This window comes from Bacillus sp. PK6-16, from assembly GCF_056530295.1.
In genome coordinates, this window is record NZ_CP096511.1 from 233,323 (window position 1) to 251,466 (window position 18,144).

The window sequence follows — 18,144 nt, forward strand, 5'->3', positions numbered from 1 at the left end:
TTGAGAGGCGTCATAAAAAGATTACCGTATAAAATTAAGCTTCCTCTATTGTACACAGCTTCTTTAATTCCACAGAATTTAAGACAAGGTAAGGAATATAAAGAATATGCTAGTTTTTTAGCAGGTTCTGATTCGTGGGATAGCAAAAAAATAGTAGAGTTTCAAAATTTACAGCTGAGATTATTAATTAAGCATGCATATGAAAATGTTCCATTTTACACAGAGGTATTTCATGATTATGGAATAAAGTCAGAAGATATAAAGGATATAAGGGATCTAAAACGATTACCTCTAATTAATAAAGAAATTGTTAAATTAAATAGAGATAAATTTATAGCAAAAAATTTTAGTAAGAATGATTTGAAGCCAACACATACAGGTGGTACCACATCGAGTCCTATGCATTTCTTTAATACAGATACAACTAATAATAGGGAAATTGCCTTTTTTAATCGTATATGGAATAAATATGGATACACTAACCAGGTATGTTTAGTATTAAGAGGGGCTGCTGGTAAGGAGGATGAGCTTTATAGATACAATCCTTACCAAAGGAGAATTGCAATTAATACTAGAAATTTAGATGATTCAAAGATGGAAGGTATTTTAAAGGTTATTGAAAAATTCAACCCACAGTATCTGCAAGCGTACCCATCTTTGGTATATCTATTTGCTAGGTATATTAATGATAAGGGTATTTCTGGAAAAATCGGAAACTTTAAGACAATTTTTTGCTCGTCTGAAAGAATGTATGATTTCCAAAGGAAAGAAATAAAGAGAGCGTTTAACGCAGATGTAATCGATTATTATGGGCATAATGAAGGTCTGATTTTAATGGAATATTGCCCTCAATGTAATTTATATCATGTTATACCTGAATACGGGATAACGGAGTTTGTTGATTCAAATGATGTATTGGTTTCTGGTAAAGGAGAAATAGCAGAAATTGTTGGAACTGGTTTTAATAATTATGCTTTTCCTCTTATCCGTTATAAAACTTCAGATATGGCTACTATTTCAGGGACAGACTTTAAGGGTATATGCGGTAAACCATATTTAAGTGTTCAAGAAATAGATGGAAGATCAGGGGATTTCTTAATAACTAAAAGTGGTAAATGTTATTCACCAACAGTTTTGGAATTTGCAATGGATTATGTTGAGAATTTCAAAGACTTACAGTTGATACAATCGTCTTATGATAAGGTAGAAGTTTTAATCGTACCCACTGAAGGGTACACAATTAAAGAGGGGAACCAATTTATCAATGAGTTGGCAAAAATCATTGATGATAAAATAAATATTGATATAAAGATAGTTGGAAAAATTGATCGTCCTTCAAATCAAAAGCATAGGTTTATTATTTCTAACATAAAGTAGTTTAATGCACTAACCGTGTTATTTATTGCAAATAAACATGAAGGAGCGCTCTATTCATGAAAGTCTCAATAGTTGGTTCAATCCCACCTCCAGTAGGTGGGATTTCTATTCATATAAAAAGGATAAAAAGGGTACTTGAAGTAAACGGAATTGAAAGCTGTGTCTATAATGAAGGTGGATGGGGAAATAGACAGGAACGTATTTATCCTATATCTAGATATAGATCTTTTATATTTAAGATACCTTTTATTCAAGCAGATCTTTTGCATATCCACTCTATAGATATGAAGCTTCGTATCTTATTAGGGGCTTATAAGCTTTTTGGAAAGAAAATTATTTTAACTATACATGGTGAAAGTCTTTCAGATCAACTAAAAACGTCAAATGCTCTTATGCGATTTTTACTAAGAATGAGCCTAAAGAAAATTGATAAGGTTATTTGTGTAAATCAATCATTATTGGATGAATTAATTTTATTAGGTATGGATAATTCAAATATGACCGTTATACCAGGATACATTCATCCTAAAGAGTATGAAGAAGATGTGATGGCAATACCCCAAAACGTCCATAACTTTATTGAAAAATCTCCGTTTCTTATTACGGCCAACGGATGTATTAGGTTCTATAAGGAAGAGGATTTATATGGGGTAGACATGCTTATTAATATGATGTATAAATTGAAAAATCAAGGGGTAAAGGCTCACTTACTATTTGCATTATTAGATAAGAAGAGTCAAACCGCAGAAGAGCGTGAATATTATAAAGAGCTTCAAGATAGACTACGTAAATTAGATTTAGAAGAGAATTTTATGTTTTATGAAGTGGAAAATACAGAGTTATATCCTATTTTACAAAAGAGTCAATTGTTTATTAGACCTACAAATACAGATGGATTAGGAGTATCTATAGCGGAAGCACTTTATTATAATGTTCCTTCAGTAGCAAGTAATGTATGTAATCGGCCTCAAGGAACGATATTATTTCAATCAAGGAACGATTTAGATTTATATCGGGTTGTAAATGATATCATTTGTAATCACTCTCGTTATGTAAAAAGAATAAGTAAGATAGAGATTAAGGATTATTCAAACGAATTAGTCGCAGCTTATAAAGAAATTATTAATGAATAGTTACTAAATATATGTATAAAAGGAGGAGAAAATGGAGTACAAAATTATTAGTAATAAAGAAGAATTCTATGATTTAAAAGGAGTATGGGAAGAAATGGAACGTGCAGATAGTACCATTTCTTACTATAGTACTTTCCATTTTAATTATACGTGGTGGGAAGCTAATAGAAAAAATATAAATCTTAAATTGTTTATAATTTGTGTATACCATAATAATTCAATAGTTGGAATAGCACCACTAATGCTCGAGAAAAATGGTAATATATTAAATTACTGGAAATTAATCTTTTTGGGAAGAGGGGACTCATTAAACTTTATTATTAATAGGCAACAAGGAAATGAAAGTAAAATTATAAAGGAAATCTTCCTAGGAATAGAACAAAATTCTAATATGTGGGATAAACTAGAGCTTACACATATTTCAGAAGAAAGTTTATTATTTTGGCATCTAATGAAAAATAATAAATATAATAAATATACTAATTATTTGGTGCAAAATCCTAAGATTAAACTACAAGATTATCGGAACTTTGATGAATTTAAAAAGAATAATGTACCCGCTAAAACAAATAAATTTGTTAATAAATTAAAAAAAGAAGTAGGATATAAATTTGAAGTAATTAATAATAAGTATGATAAAAACATATTTAAGGAAATAATTGAAATTCATAAATTAGAACAAGAATTCTTAAATCAACAAAAAGGAAGAACAGAAAGAGAAAGTCTATTTGAAGATCCTAGCAAAGCAGATTTCTTATATCAATTATTTAAGGATAACGAGAATATTCTTACTTTTGTTTTGTATTCAGGTGCAGGTGAAATTATAACTTATAATACCTGTTATAAATTCCACGATAAACTACATTTTTGGAATACGGGTTATCATCCTAGTTATGTAAATTATAATTTAAGTAAAGTTCGGATGTATGAAATTATAAATTATCTTTTTGACAATCAATTATATTACACAATTGATTGGGGAGCTGGAGGGTATCCTTGGAAGTTTGAATGGACGAATACATATTTAACTACGTATGCATTATCTATGTGGAATCCTAATAGTAAAAAAGCGTATTACATTAATAGATTGGCAAAAATCAAAAAGAAATTAATTTAAGGAAAAGTGGATAATATGAAAAGTGATAGTAAGAAGCTAGTTTCAAGTGGTGTGGTATATTTTGTATTTTCTATTTTGACTCAGGTTATCAATATGTTGTTAATCCCGTTGTATACCAATAATTTATCACAAATGGAGTATGGGAAATATGAATTATTGAATACCATTCAACAACTATTAGGGCTAGCAATTACAGTTGGAGTATATTCTGGATTAAAGAGATTTTATTATGAGACAGAGAATAAGCACCTATTAAAGAATACGGCTTTGAATTTTTCATTTTTATGGGGGGCTAGTGTATATGTATTTATCTATTTTCTCAGTCCAACCATAAGCGACTATGTCTTTAATGGTGAACAAGCAGCAATTGGTTATATAAGACTTATTGTAGTGAGTTCGATATTAACTTGCTTAATATCTATTTATACCAGCTTTTATGAAATGGAATTTAAGGCATTTCGTGCTGCTGTTATTCAACTATCTATCTTGACGATAACTTTTGGATTAGCATTTTATTTTGTAGCAATCAGAGAAGAAGGAATAATAGGTGCGCTCAAGTCTATTTCTATAGCAAATCTTATCGTTTTTGTAATATTATTCGTAGGTGATTTTAGAAATTATAAATTTAAAATAAATACGGGATATTTGAAAAATATGTTGAATTACGGTGGAGGGCTGTTATTAGGGCAAATATCGGCGTGGGTATTGAATTTAATTGATCGCTTTTTTATTAAAGACCTAATTAGTTATTCAGCGGTAGGGATATATTCATTATCATATAAAATAGGTATGCTGATTAATCCAGTTTTTATTGCTCCATTTGCACAAGTATTTACATCTTTCAAATTTAAGGCGTATAAAGAAGTTAACGGTAAGGAAAAAATACAAAAAATGTTTCATATTTATAATATGATAGGGTGTTTTTGTGTATTTGGTTTGTCGATTTTTGGGAAAATAGGAGTTAATATTTTAGCAAATGAGGAGTATTTAGAGGCATATAAAATCATTCCTTTAATTGCAATCTCATATTTTATTTGGGGTGTTGGACAGTTTTATTCTTTAGGTCTGCATATCGCTAATAAAATGGTTTCAAATTCTTTAATAGTGGTAATTAGTGCAGTTGTAAATATACTTCTTAATATTATATTAATTCCTAAAATTGGTGTTAATGGGGCAGCTATAGCTACTATTATCGCCTATATGATTGCCAATGTCTTTTATTATTATTTTAGTGAAAAGTACTATAGTTTAGGGCTAGGAATTTTTTATCCATATAAATATTTTATAGTATTTATTCTTTTATACGTGGTTTATTATTATTTTATTTCCTCCTTAGAAAATTTATATATAGAATTTTTCTGGAACCTTATACTATGTGTTATGTATATTGTATTACTAATTGTATTTAGGTTTACCAATATAAATGAAATCAAGATGCTTGTTAATAAGATTTTATCTAAAAAAAAATAAGGATAGTTGGGTGTTAATAGGTGACTACGAGTGAAAAAATTATATAGTAAGATTTATGGTAAGTTTTTTTTGATAATTAACGAATATTCTTTGCACATTGAAAATTATAAAATAACAATAGATTCAGGATATACCTTAAAAGAGATGAATAAAGACATTTTAATGGAATTAAAAAAGCAATACTATAATGAAATTGATCAAAAGAAATACGAAATTTTATTAGAGAGATTGCTAAATACCCATAATGAAATAGGGTATGTGGTAGTAAATAAACAGGAAGAAATATGTGGATACTATCATTTAGTAAAAAATGAAATGAAAAGTGGAGGATTAGGTAGACGGATAAATTTATCAAATGATACTGTTGTATTATTTGATGATTATACTTTTTTAAAGCATCGTGGGAAAGGTGTACATAAATATTCTATTGAGGCTAGAATAACTAAGGCACAAAAAATGGGGTTTAAAAAAGCAAATGTACTAGTTTATGAAGGGAACATTCCTTCTGAAAAAGCATACACATCATTTAATTTTAAAAAGAGCATTAGATACAAAGTGCTAAAGATTCTAAAACGTAAATTTATTTTTGTTAAGAGGTTAAAAAATGAATATTAAAATGGCAAAATGGCTAAATAATGCAGATGCACCAGTATTATTTATGATAGATGATTTGGCGAATGTTTGGGTGGATACAAATAAAGATGGAAAATTAGCCTTAGGTGGCGATTGGGGTTTCTGGAAAAACGAAGAAAAATCCTCTTTTCGTTATCTAAATGAAGTAATACTGAACGATTTTCCAAAAGTTAAAGTTACTTTTTTTGTTCCTGTGGGGACTAGGGTCGGAATGATAAAAAATCCAATACTTCCTTTCATATCTAAAAAGATAGATGCTGATGAAGAAACAAAAAAATTTTTTATGGAAATCCATGAAAACCCTAAGTTTGAAATTGCATATCATGGCACTACTCATGGTGAGGTTGGAGAATCAAATTTAGATTTTAAACAAGAGTGGGAATTATTTAGGGATGTAGAAGAAGCAATTAGAGTAGTAGAACACGGGAAGGGAATTTATAAAGATGCAATCGGAGTAAACCCCTCTGGTGGGAAATATTGTGGATATACTAGTAATGAATTTTCAGATGTGAGTATAGATAAAACAGGATTTACTTGGTGGTGCAGATATTGGAATCGTGGAGTTGAGGATGAATTAATTCCAAATATAACAGGGAACGATACAAATAAGATAACAAACTTTGACGTTAAAAAATTTGGTGACAATAAAGTAATAGATATACCCTCAACTATAAACGGGGCATTGTTAAATGATTTATTGAACAAGAATGATAAATCATTTAAAGGATTTATTAAAAGTATGTTGAAAAATCTTTTAATTAAAAAAAGGATGAAAGAATTAGATTTTTTATTAGAAAATAATTTAGTTATTAGTATTCAAGAACATATAGCACCTTCACGAGACGATGGCAGGAGACAAGGACCAAATATTTTTGATGATAGGTGCAGTTTATTATATATATTTAATTACTTGAAGGATAAAAATGTTTGGTATTGTACAGGTAGCGAATTAGCTGAATACGTAAGGACAAGGGACAATTGTAAGTTTAAACAAATAGATGAAAAAAGCTTTATAATAGAAAGCTCGGGGTATAAAAGTAAACAATTAATATCCTTATGTATAGATGAAGAAACAGTAAGTGGCATTCACCTTCCAAATGGCATTTATATTAAAAAAGATAAAAAGTATATTAATGTTCCAATTTTAGAGGGAATTTATACTTTAGAACAAAAAAAGTCTAACTTTAAAGGGAGATAAGATGTATAGCACAATTTTGAAATTACTCTATTTCTTTACTTTTGGATTAATTGTTCATAAGCAATTAGGTAATGCTAATGAAATATTAATATCAGCTTCGAGTGTTATAAGTGTAATATATATATTTGTTTTTCTATTAAATTTGTTGAATAAACATCAAAAAATTCCTCTCTCTCGCTTGGAAAATTTTTTGATTCTATTTGTTGGTTTATATATTGTATATACTTCTTTAAATGCACTATATGTTGATAAATCAGCTATAACGCAGCTTTTAATTGATAATATTTCTTATATCACATTTACTTTACTTCTTCTTGACTTTAAAAGGTACGAAGATATCAGAGAAAGTGTATTTCATTTTGTTACTTTGCTTTTTAGTGCATGTTTAATAACAGCGTTGTTTATTTTTTTAATGGGATATAGTAAGTTGGAAATTTCCTCTTCATCCCTGCATTTTATTTCATCTCAAGATTATTATTTTATGTTTGGTGAAAAAAGGTTATCTTGGTTAATGACCCATAAAGTAAGATTTGCTGTTTTTTGCTTGCTAGGAATTTTATTTATATATTATCATCAAAATTTCAATAGATTTTTAAAAATAATTTTTATTTCTTTGGGATTAATAGATATATATTTATCTAATTCTATGACAGTCTTGTTTTCGTCATTAATTTTATTCTTGTTTTTAGTGAATTTTAAAACTATTAATTATTACGTAAAATGGCTTGTTTTTCTAAGCTTTTTAGGTGGAGGTACTTTCTTAGTCTATAAATATTTATCAATATTGATTGAAAAAAGGGATATTTTCACTTTTGGTGGTAGACGATTTATTTGGCAGTCTGCAATAGAATTTATTCAAAGTAATCCATGGGGTGTAGTCAATATTTCTGAAAAATATGGTTTAACGACTTCATATTACGGAGGAGTAATATTTAATAATGCACATAATATATTTCTAAATGAATTTATGAAGCACGGTATTATAGGAGGAACACTATTTGTAATTATATACATGCTTATACAATTACAAATTTTTAAAAGTAATAGTAGGATGATAGGAGTTATCCTAGCTTTATTTATTAGCTGTATGATGGATGTTGTTTTTAGCATGGAGATGTTACCTATATTTTTATATGCTGTGCCATTAATTTTTTATGCGAATGACTTTAAATCAAAATTATAGATAGTTTTTAAAATAGTTATTTTATTGAAATGTATTATATAAAGGTGTGAAAAAATGAGAATTTTATTTATATCAACACAATTGCCGCCATTTATTGGTTCGGCTAATATAAGGGCGTTGAATTATATAAATTACTTAAATCGTTTAGGGCATGAAATAGATGTAATAGCAGTAGATTATCCAAGGGATTCTATAGCATATGATGAAAATTCTGAAGATGTATTTGATCGGGAAGTGAAAATACATAAGATAAGTCCAGGCTTAATTTATAATATGTCCTATACAAAAAAAATGAGTAACAAGATAAGTGATACTGGTACAGTTGAAAATAATAAGCCTAGTTTTAAAAAGAAAGTGGGCCTATTTGTTAAGAGGAATATTTTAATCCCAGATCCGTTTGTACAATGGATAAACCCAGCATTTAAAAAAGCATCATCGTTAGTTAAAGCTAATGGAGTATATGATTGTATGTTTTCGATGCATGAAACACCTTCCAGTCATGTCGTTGCTTCTAGGTTGAAGCGAAGGTTCCCTAGTATGAAGTGGATTGGGTATTGGAGTGACCCTTGGAATGGTGATAGCTTAAGAAAAGGTAGGTCGTTATTTAAAACAATTTTAGAGGAAAAGATTGAAAATAATATTGTAAAAAAAGTAGATAGGTTTTTATTTACAACAAATAGTACGCGTCAAATGTATATTGATAAATATAAGATAAATCCTGATGATACGGATATTGTATATCGAGGTTATGATGAAATTATATATTCAAATATAGAGAAGGAAAAGGAATTACCAGTAGAATTAAATAAGAACAAAATTAATATTGTACATACGGGAACAATTTATAAGGAATTACGTGATATTACGCCATTGTGTAAGGCTCTTGAAAAATTAAAGTATGATGATTATAATTTGTTCAAAAAAATACATGTGTTATTTATAGGTCAATTTACAGACACTCAAGATGAAAATAGGGTTAAAAATTTAGAGAATGTCACAGTAAAGCCCCTTATGCCATATAAAGATGCATTAAGGTATGTTGTACACGCTGATGCTTTGTTACTATATGGAAACAAAAATAGCACGCAAGTTCCTGGAAAAGTGTATGAATACTTAGGAAGTAAGGCTGCAATTGTCACTCTTCTAGGAGATGAGCAAGATGAGCTACAGCCATTAATGAATCAAGTGAAAAAAGGACCGGTAGTTTTAAATGAAGAAGAGAGCATTTTAGAGGCTCTTCAAGATATAGAGAGGAATTTGAATTCAGACCAAAATAATTGGAGTAAAGCAGCGGTAAATTACAGGTGGGATAATGTTGTTAAGGATTTAGAGGATAAAATTTTTAATTAATACAGGTGGATGTTGCATTTTGGTTGATTGATGTCTTTGAAAAGGAGGAGTATATATGATTTCAATTTTAAACTTCCTTATTAGTAAACTAAAGAAAACAGAATATAAATTAGACAGTAGTATAAAAACAATTGATATATTAGGGATTGTTTGGATAAGAGTCCTATATTTATGGCGGGGGATATACAGAAGAATTGGTACGGATAAATGTGGTAAGTTTTTATTTGTTGGAAAAAAAGTAGAACTAAAAGGGAAACGTTTTATAAAATTAGGAAATGGGATTACGATAGATAATCATGTTAGTTTAGATGCATTATCAATAGAAGGAATTTATATTGGAAATAATGTGCACATCGGCACATATACTAAAATGGCTTGTTCAGGTAGCTTGAAAAACTTGGGGAAAGGTTTGAAAATTGGGAATAATAGCGGAATAGGAGATTTTTGCTTTTTTGGAGCCGCTGGTGGAATTCAAATTGGTAATAATGTAATTATGGGACAAAATGTACGATTTCATTCAGAAAACCATAATTTTGATAGATTAGATATTCCTATTAAAGAACAAGGAGTTACGAATAAAGGAATCACCGTTGGAAATGATTGCTGGATAGGATCCGGAGCGGTCTTTTTAGATGGAGTAGAGGTGGGTGATGGCTGTGTTATAGGCGCAAATACCTTGGTAAATAAAAATATTCCAGCCTATAGTGTTGCCGTTGGAAATCCAGTGAAGATTGTTAAAAGTCGTCTTGAAATGAAGGAGAGAATAAATTGAAAATATTACATATCTCACTGGGGTTGCCGCCATATCGTACAGGTGGTTTAACGAAGTACGCAACGGATTTAATGTTTCAACAATCCAGTGAGCATAAAGTATTTCTTTTATATCCCGGAAAAATTACTATTTCAAAAAAAATAGCAATCCAAAAGAATAAACCATTTGGAAACATAGGGGTTTATGAATTAGTAAACCCGTTACCTATTCCTTTGTTAAATGGTATTAATCAACCACAATCATTTATGAAAAAAGTTGATAGGGGAATTTATGAAGCGTATTTAAAGCAAATAAATCCAGATATAATTCATGTCCATACTTTGATGGGAATACATAAGGAGTTCTTTGAAGCAGCAAAAGATCTATCTATAAAACTAGTATTCACTACACATGATTATTTTGGCCTTTGTCCTAAGGTCAATCTCATGGATGCAGAAGGAAATATTTGTGAAGATTTCAATTTTGGTCATAATTGTCTATCGTGTAATGTTAATGCCCTTAGTTTTCCGATGATTTATGTTATGCAATCCTATCCATATCGATATTTAAAGGATAGTAGAATTGTGAAATCATTACGTGAATTTAAAAAAAAACAAGTTAAAAAGAGTATAGGAGTACCTATTATATCGGAAGATGCAATAAAATCAGATGATAATTTAGCTACTCAATATGTGGAATTACGTAAGTATTATTTAGAGATATTTAAAATATTAGACTGTTTTCATTTTAATAGTTCCGTCGCAAAAGAGCAGTTCGAAAGCTTTTTAGATGTAAAAGGAAAAGTGATTTCCATTAGTCATAAAGATATTTATGATTATCGTCAAGAGCGTTTATATGAAAAGAAGAATAGCTCAATTTTAAGGTTTGGATACCTGGGTCCTGTAGATGTATATAAAGGTTTTTATACTTTAAAGGATACATTGGATTTCTTAAAGAAAAATGGATATGAAAATTGGCATTTAAGTGTATATGGTGGTTTTATAAATGATCCAGAAACGTATAATCCAAAGAATTATACGTTTTATGGGCGATATGAGTACAGTCAATTAGAAGAAATGTTTAATGGAATTGATTTGTTAATTATTCCAAGCATTTGGAAAGAAACATTTGGCTTTATTGGCCTAGAGGCTCAATCTTATGGTGTTCCTATTATGGTTTCTGAAAACGTCGGATTTAAGGACTTAATAGAAGACGGTGAAACTGGATTTATTTATAAGACGGATGGAAATGATTTTGCGAATAAATTGTCTCTAATATTGGACAATCCTTCGGTATTGGCAAAAATAAATGAAAATATATTAAAAATGAAATTCCCTTTCATTATGAAAAAACATACTGACGAAATAATAAACCTATATCAAGAGGTAAGAGCAGGAGTAGAAGAATAAATGAAACATGTATTTATCATCGGATCTAAAGGAATTCCCGCAAAATATGGTGGATTCGAAACATTTGTAGAATACTTAACAGCTCGAAAACAAAGTGAAGATATTCAATATCACGTATCTTGTCTAGCTCATGATAATGATGAGTTTAAGCATAATAATGCAAGATGTTTTAATGTCAAAACACCTGAAATTGGTAGTGCTAAAGCAGTAGCATACGATATTTTAAGTTTAAAAGAGTGTATCCGTTATATTAAAAGAAATAGCCTTACAAATTGCATTGTTTACGTGCTTGCTTGTCGTATTGGTCCATTCTTTTCCTTCTATAAAAATAAGCTAGAAAAAATGGGTGTAAAAGTATTTGTAAATCCAGATGGGCATGAGTGGAAAAGAAGTAAATGGAGCCCTGCTATCAGAACATATTGGAAAATATCTGAGAAGTTAATGGTTAAAAATGCAGATTTGTTAGTATGTGATTCTAAAGGAATTGAGTCATATATTAAAACAGATTATAAAAAGTATAACCCTAAGACGACATTTATTGCTTATGGCGCGGATGTTACATCGTCATCTCTAAAAGACGAGGATGTAAAACTAAATGAATGGTATAAGAAACATGATATAAGCGCCAATGAATATTACTTAGTAGTTGGTCGTTTCGTTCCAGAGAACAATTATGAGTTAATGGTCCGTGAATTCATGAAATCAAATTCTAAAAAAGACTTTGTTATTATCTCTAATGTCGAACAAAATCAATTTTATCAGGATTTATTAGCAACGACGAATTTTGATAAGGATCCTCGTGTTAAGTTTGTTGGAACTGTATATGATCAAGAACTATTAAAGAAAGTTCGTGAAAATGCATTTGCATATTTCCATGGGCATGAAGTAGGTGGAACGAATCCATCATTATTGGAAGCATTGGCGTCTACAAAATTAAATATGCTTTTAGATGTGGTGTTTAATAAAGAGGTTGGGGAAGCAGGAGCTGTTTACTTCTCTAAAGAAAGTGGATCCTTAGCTAACTTAATTCATGAAGTTGAGCAATATTCACAAGAGCAAATTAATAAATTAAGTAATAAGGCGAAAGATAGAATCATCCATGAATACTCATGGGAAAAAATTGTAACTGATTATGAATCTTTATTTTTAAAGTCATAAATTAGAAAGGGGATGAATCCGGACAGATTTATTCCCTATTTCTATGATATAAAAGGAGAGCGAGCAATTTATGAAAGGTATTATTCTAGCTGGAGGTAGTGGAACACGTTTATATCCACTAACACAAGCAGTATCAAAACAATTATTACCTGTATATGATAAGCCAATGATTTACTATCCATTATCAGTATTAATGCTTGCTGGTATTCAAGAAATTTTAATTATCTCTACACCACAGGATACACCTCGTTTTAAAGAGTTATTGGGAGATGGTTCACAGTTTGGGATAAAACTAGAATATGCTGTGCAACCTTCACCCGACGGTTTAGCTCAGGCATTTATTATCGGAGAAGAGTTTATTGGCGATGATTCTGTAGCTCTTGTTCTTGGTGATAATTTATTCTATGGACACGGTTTAACGAAACTATTACAAAGCGCCGCAGAACGCCAAGAAGGGGCAACCGTCTTTGGATATTATGTAAATGATCCAGAACGTTTTGGGGTTGTAGAGTTTGATGAAGGTGGGAAGGCCATTTCTATTGAAGAGAAGCCTCAAGAGCCAAAGTCACATTATGCTGTAACAGGTTTATATTTCTATGATAATCGTGTTATAGAGATTGCGAAGAATATTAAACCATCACCCCGTGGAGAGTTAGAAATTACTGATATAAATAAGGTTTATTTACAATTACAAGAGTTGCACGTTGAAATTCTTGGCCGAGGTTTTTCTTGGTTAGACTCTGGCACGCACGAGTCATTATTAGAAGCATCTCAATTTATTGAAACAATTGAAAAACGTCAAAGTTTAAAAGTAGCTTGTTTAGAGGAAATAGCATTTAGAAAAGGATATATTACCCGTGAGCAATTATTTGAATTAGCAGAGCCGATGAAAAAAAATCAATACGGTCAATACTTGATTCGATTGGCAGAACAAAGTAAACAAAAACAACCAATTTATCAATAAAGGAGTACTTATAATGAAGATTGTTGAAACTAAAATTCCTGATGTAGTTATTTTAGAGCCTAGGGTATTTGGCGATCATCGCGGATATTTTATGGAAAGTTATAATAAAGAGGTTTTTGATAAGCTTGGTTTAGATTACGAATTTATTCAGGATAATCAATCTTTATCTGTACCAGCCGGAACATTACGTGGATTACATTTTCAGTTAAATCCTAAAGCACAGACAAAGGTAGTACGCTGTATCACAGGTGCTATTTATGATGTAGCTGTTGATATTCGGAAAGGTTCACCTACATATGGACAATGGGTTGGTGTTATTTTAAGTGAACATAATAAACGCCAATTAGTCGTGCCGAAAGGATTTGCACATGGATTTTGTACATTAGTGCCAAATTCGACAGTGGCTTACAAAGTAGATGAATACTATTCTCCTAATCATGATGCTGGTATTCTATGGAATGATCCAGCCTTAGGAATCGATTGGCCGGTGAGTGAACCAATCCTTTCGGAAAAGGATACTAAACATCCATTATTAGAAGAAGCAAATATTAATTTTGTGTACGAGAAATAAGGAGGAATAACATGAAAGTATTAGTAACAGGTGGCGCAGGGTTTATTGGAAGTAACTTTGTTCGATATATGGTGAAGAAGTACCCAGAATATAATATTGTAAATTTAGATTCGTTAACATATGCAGGTAATTTAGAAAATCTAAAAGATATTGAGGAATTATCTAATTATAAATTTGTCAAAGGCGATATAGCAGATCGTCAGTTTATTAACCAATTATTTAAAGAAGAAAAGTTTGATTATGTGTTAAATTTTGCAGCAGAGTCACATGTTGATAGAAGTATTACAAATCCTGATATTTTTATTCAAACGAATATTCAAGGTACACAAGTATTACTAGATGCTGCTAAAAATGCGGAAGTAAAAAAATACTTGCAAGTTTCAACAGATGAGGTATATGGAACTTTAGGCGAAACAGGTTACTTTACGGAAGAAACACCTTTGGCATCAAATAGCCCGTATAGTTCAAGTAAAGCTGGTGCAGATCTATTAGTTCGTGCTTATCATGAAACGTTTGGTTTACCAGTAAATATTACACGTTGTTCAAATAATTACGGACCATTCCATTTCCCAGAGAAGTTAATTCCTTTAATGATTATTAATGCACTAAATGATAAACAATTACCTGTATATGGTGATGGTTTAAATGTACGTGATTGGTTACATGTTGAGGATCATTGTCAGGCAATTGATTTAGTACTTCATAAAGGTAAAAATGGTGAAGTGTACAATGTTGGTGGAAATAACGAACGTACAAATATTGAAATCGTAAAAACAATCTTAAAAGCATTGGACAAGCCTGAATCTCTGATTAAGTATGTTACAGATCGTCCAGGTCATGATCGCCGTTACGCAATTGATGCGACAAAACTCCGTGAAGAATTAGGTTGGTCACCAAAGTACAATTTTGACACAGGTATTGAGCAAACTATTAAATGGTATTTAGAAAATCAAGATTGGTGGAAAAATATTATTTCTGGAGAGTACCAAGAATACTTCAAGAATCAATATGCGAATAGATTAGAGGTATAAAACATGAAGGTGTTAGTAACAGGAGCTAAAGGTCAGTTAGGACAAGATGTAGTAAGTTTATTAAAAGAACAGACATGGGAAGTCTTTGGGTTCGGCAGAGAAGAGTTAAATATTACAGATGAAAAACAAGTAAGCGAGAAAGTATTATTAATTCAACCCGATATTATTATTCATACGGCAGCATATACACAAGTAGATCAAGCGGAAAGCGATGAAGAATCTGCTTTTAAAGTCAATGCTGAAGGAACAAAATACTTAGCTCAAGCTGCTGAAGCAGTAGGGGCAAAGTTTTGTTATGTAAGTACTGATTACGTTTTTGATGGAACAAAAGATACTCCATATAAACCGGATGATCAAACGAATCCTCAGACTGTATACGGTAAATCAAAATTAGTTGGAGAACAGTATACACAAGAGTATTGTTCAAAAAGTTATATTGTTAGAACGTCTTGGGTATTTGGTTTATATGGTAATAATTTTGTGAAGACGATGCTACGTTTGGCAGAGGAGAATAAAGAATTAGGGATTGTTCATGATCAAGTGGGTTCACCAACTTATACCACTGATTTAGCAAGATTTATTATTAGTCTTGTACAAACTGATAAATATGGAGTATATCATGGTTCTAATTCAGGGGTGTGCTCTTGGTATGAGTTTGCAAAAGAGATATTCAAGCAATCTAATATTGAAATAGTGGTCAATCCACTAAAGACCGAAGACTTTCCAAGGCCTGCCGCACGCCCTAAATACTCAGTGCTGGATAAAGGGATGATTGAAGAAAATGGATTTGAATCGCTTCAAAATTGGAAGGAAGCTTTAAAAGATTTTCTCAAGAAGCTATAAGATAGTGGAAGAATCAGTAGTTTACAAATGATTTGTAAATCTGTATAGTTTTATGTGGAATAATAGTAAGAATAAGGTTGTTGAATTTGTTATTTGAAAGAAGGAAAAACGATGAAGAAAAAGATTCTATTTTGGATTCTAGGTATCATTGGTGTTCTTGTTATTGCTGGTGGTGTATATGCGTATACTGTTTACTCTAATGTATCTAATACGTTAAATACAGTGCATAAGCCTTTGGATCGTGATAAGTCTGATAAACGAGATAAGAAAGTAGAAATTGCGGATAATAAACCTATATCTATTTTATTGATGGGTGTAGATCAAGAAGGTAATGGAACAGGTAGATCCGATTCACTTATGCTATTTACCTTAAACCAAAAAACAAAATCTATGAAAATTACAAGTATCCCACGAGATTCTTATACGGAGATTGTAGGGAAAGGGAAAAAGGATAAAATCAACCATGCATATGCTTTTGGTGGTATTGATATGGCTGTAAAAACAGTAGAGAATTTTCTTAACGTACCAGTCGATCATTACATCGAGGTAAACATGGCTGGATTCAAAGATATTGTAGACGCTGTTGGTGGTGTTGATGTAAATAATGATTTGGAGTTTACATCAAGGGAGCAACATTTTGCTAAAGGTAACATCCATTTAAATGGTGAAACAGCATTAAAGTATACTCGTATGCGTTATGAAGATCCACGTGGTGACTTCGGTCGTCAAATGCGCCAACGTCAAGTTATTCAAGCTGTAATTAAGAAGGGTGCAAGTGTATCTTCTCTAGCAAGCTACGGTGATGTATTAAAAGCAATTGAGAAAAACGTAAAAACAAGTTTAACGCAAGATCAAATGTTTGATATTCAAAAGAATTATAAAGATTGTATGGAGAACAGTGAAGAAATTCAAATTCCAGGCGACGGCCACAAAGCCGCTGATGGTATTTGGTACTACTATGTTCCAGAGGCAGCAAAACAAGATATAACGAATAAGTTAAGAGCACATCTTGAATTAACTAAGTAATATGTAATAACCCAGCTCCTTTGGAAGGAGTTGGGTTTATTTTTGCATGGATTTATATTAGTATTATATATTGTGAGATTAATAGATGAGGTGAATCGATGAATAAGAAAGCAGTACTTGTCCTTGTTGTTTTTGTATTGTTTGTTGCTTCGATTGTGAGCGGTAAATTGTACTGGAATAAGAAAGTTGCAAATGCAACAGGACAAACGAGTGAAGTAACGAAAACAAAGACTGAAGTGAAAGATAGCGGAGCAAAGAAAGAAGAGAAAAAAGAAGAGAAAAAACAAGATGCGAAGTCATCTTTTAATGAAGCATACGCGAAGAATTTGCCAGATGCAGTGAAAGAGAAGTTAAAGAAAGCTGCTGAGGATAAAAAGGCAGTAAACCTTATTATTGTTGGTGATGAAGCTTCTTCATCTGAAAAAGGTGCTTGGGCAGCTAAGTTAACGTCTAATTTAGAAACTGCTTACGGTAAAGGTTTATGGAATGTGACTGTAAAGGAATATAAGGGTGAAAGCACAGAAGAGTTAATCGCGAATAAGCGTGATAAAGAGATTGCGAAAGAGAATCCAGATGTAATTTTATTTGAGCCACCATTTATTACTGATAACGGTAAAACTGGTAATGGGAACTCTGTCGCAAATACACAGAAGTTCGTTCAAGCACTTTCTACTAGTGCAAAGGGTGCTACAATTATGATTCAACCATCAAATCCAGTGTATGGTGCGAAAAATTATCCGAAAGCGATTGAAGCATTAAAACAATTTGCAACGCAAAATAATTATACATATATTGATCATTGGGGAGCATGGCCAGATGCATCGACAAAGGCTATCCTACCATATTTAAAAGAAGAGTTTGGTTTCCCAACTGCTAAAGGTCATGAAGTTTGGGCACAATATGTAACGGATTATTTTGTAGCTAAATAAT

The 18,144-nt window shown here is 31.1% G+C and carries 17 protein-coding genes; all 17 read left to right on the forward strand.

Translation table 11 applies throughout. The features are described 5' to 3' along the window. The 17 genes from M1D66_RS01115 to M1D66_RS01195 all read left to right on the forward strand — a co-directional run bounded on the left by M1D66_RS01115 (position 1) and on the right by M1D66_RS01195 (position 18,143). On the forward strand, positions 1-1,377 hold the full coding sequence (locus M1D66_RS01115) for a phenylacetate--CoA ligase family protein (protein WP_425592563.1): 1,377 nt from the start codon (positions 1-3) through the stop codon (positions 1,375-1,377). A 56-nt stretch (positions 1,378-1,433) separates the two neighbouring features. After that, the gene (locus M1D66_RS01120) at positions 1,434-2,510 is read left to right on the forward strand and encodes a glycosyltransferase family 4 protein (RefSeq protein WP_242554931.1); all 1,077 of its coding nucleotides are present in this window, start codon (positions 1,434-1,436) and stop codon (positions 2,508-2,510) included. Between the two features lie 31 nt (positions 2,511-2,541). Continuing rightward, positions 2,542-3,627, forward strand: coding sequence for a GNAT family N-acetyltransferase (locus M1D66_RS01125; protein WP_044306726.1), 1,086 nt, complete (start codon positions 2,542-2,544; stop codon positions 3,625-3,627). A 15-nt stretch (positions 3,628-3,642) separates the two neighbouring features. After that, positions 3,643-5,097 carry an oligosaccharide flippase family protein gene (locus M1D66_RS01130; RefSeq protein WP_044306725.1) on the forward strand — a complete coding sequence of 485 codons (1,455 nt, stop codon included), beginning with the start codon at positions 3,643-3,645 and terminating at the stop codon, positions 5,095-5,097. Between the two features lie 30 nt (positions 5,098-5,127). Beyond that, positions 5,128-5,712 (forward strand): GNAT family N-acetyltransferase, encoded by a 585-nt coding sequence (locus M1D66_RS01135; protein WP_044306724.1) that lies wholly within the window; start codon positions 5,128-5,130, stop codon positions 5,710-5,712. Next, positions 5,702-6,928 carry a hypothetical protein gene (locus M1D66_RS01140; protein WP_052508612.1) on the forward strand — a complete coding sequence of 409 codons (1,227 nt, stop codon included), beginning with the start codon at positions 5,702-5,704 and terminating at the stop codon, positions 6,926-6,928. The genes M1D66_RS01135 and M1D66_RS01140 overlap by 11 nt, the downstream gene beginning before the upstream one ends. 1 nt (position 6,929) lies before the next feature. Next, entirely contained in the window at positions 6,930-8,111 is a 1,182-nt protein-coding gene (locus tag M1D66_RS01145) for an O-antigen ligase family protein (RefSeq protein WP_044306723.1), read from the forward strand. 54 nt (positions 8,112-8,165) lie between these two features. Continuing rightward, complete coding sequence (locus M1D66_RS01150; RefSeq protein ID WP_242554932.1) at positions 8,166-9,461, forward strand: glycosyltransferase family protein; 1,296 nt, start codon at positions 8,166-8,168, stop codon at positions 9,459-9,461. Between the two features lie 55 nt (positions 9,462-9,516). Beyond that, positions 9,517-10,233, forward strand: coding sequence for an acyltransferase (locus tag M1D66_RS01155; RefSeq protein ID WP_242554933.1), 717 nt, complete (start codon positions 9,517-9,519; stop codon positions 10,231-10,233). Continuing rightward, the gene (locus tag M1D66_RS01160) at positions 10,230-11,621 is read left to right on the forward strand and encodes a glycosyltransferase (protein WP_044306720.1); all 1,392 of its coding nucleotides are present in this window, start codon (positions 10,230-10,232) and stop codon (positions 11,619-11,621) included. Before M1D66_RS01155 ends, M1D66_RS01160 begins: the two co-directional genes overlap by 4 nt. Next, positions 11,622-12,779: a beta 1-4 rhamnosyltransferase Cps2T gene (gene cps2T, locus M1D66_RS01165; RefSeq protein ID WP_242554934.1), complete on the forward strand. Its 1,158-nt coding sequence runs from the start codon at positions 11,622-11,624 to the stop codon at positions 12,777-12,779. It begins immediately after the preceding gene. Positions 12,780-12,849: 70 nt separating this feature from the next. Further along, on the forward strand, positions 12,850-13,743 hold the full coding sequence (gene rfbA, locus M1D66_RS01170; protein ID WP_242554935.1) for a glucose-1-phosphate thymidylyltransferase RfbA: 894 nt from the start codon (positions 12,850-12,852) through the stop codon (positions 13,741-13,743). A gap of 13 nt (positions 13,744-13,756) precedes the next feature. Continuing rightward, complete coding sequence (gene rfbC, locus M1D66_RS01175) at positions 13,757-14,314, forward strand: dTDP-4-dehydrorhamnose 3,5-epimerase (RefSeq protein WP_070757647.1); 558 nt, start codon at positions 13,757-13,759, stop codon at positions 14,312-14,314. An 11-nt stretch (positions 14,315-14,325) separates the two neighbouring features. Then, on the forward strand, positions 14,326-15,345 hold the full coding sequence (rfbB, locus tag M1D66_RS01180) for a dTDP-glucose 4,6-dehydratase (protein WP_000866932.1): 1,020 nt from the start codon (positions 14,326-14,328) through the stop codon (positions 15,343-15,345). A gap of 3 nt (positions 15,346-15,348) precedes the next feature. Further along, on the forward strand, positions 15,349-16,188 hold the full coding sequence (rfbD, locus tag M1D66_RS01185) for a dTDP-4-dehydrorhamnose reductase (protein WP_000866890.1): 840 nt from the start codon (positions 15,349-15,351) through the stop codon (positions 16,186-16,188). Positions 16,189-16,299: 111 nt separating this feature from the next. Further along, positions 16,300-17,214: a polyisoprenyl-teichoic acid--peptidoglycan teichoic acid transferase TagU gene (tagU, locus tag M1D66_RS01190; RefSeq protein ID WP_000727065.1), complete on the forward strand. Its 915-nt coding sequence runs from the start codon at positions 16,300-16,302 to the stop codon at positions 17,212-17,214. 98 nt (positions 17,215-17,312) lie between these two features. Next, positions 17,313-18,143, forward strand: a complete 831-nt coding sequence (locus M1D66_RS01195; protein ID WP_001034221.1) for an SGNH/GDSL hydrolase family protein — start codon at positions 17,313-17,315, stop codon at positions 18,141-18,143. Position 18,144 lies beyond the last annotated feature (1 nt).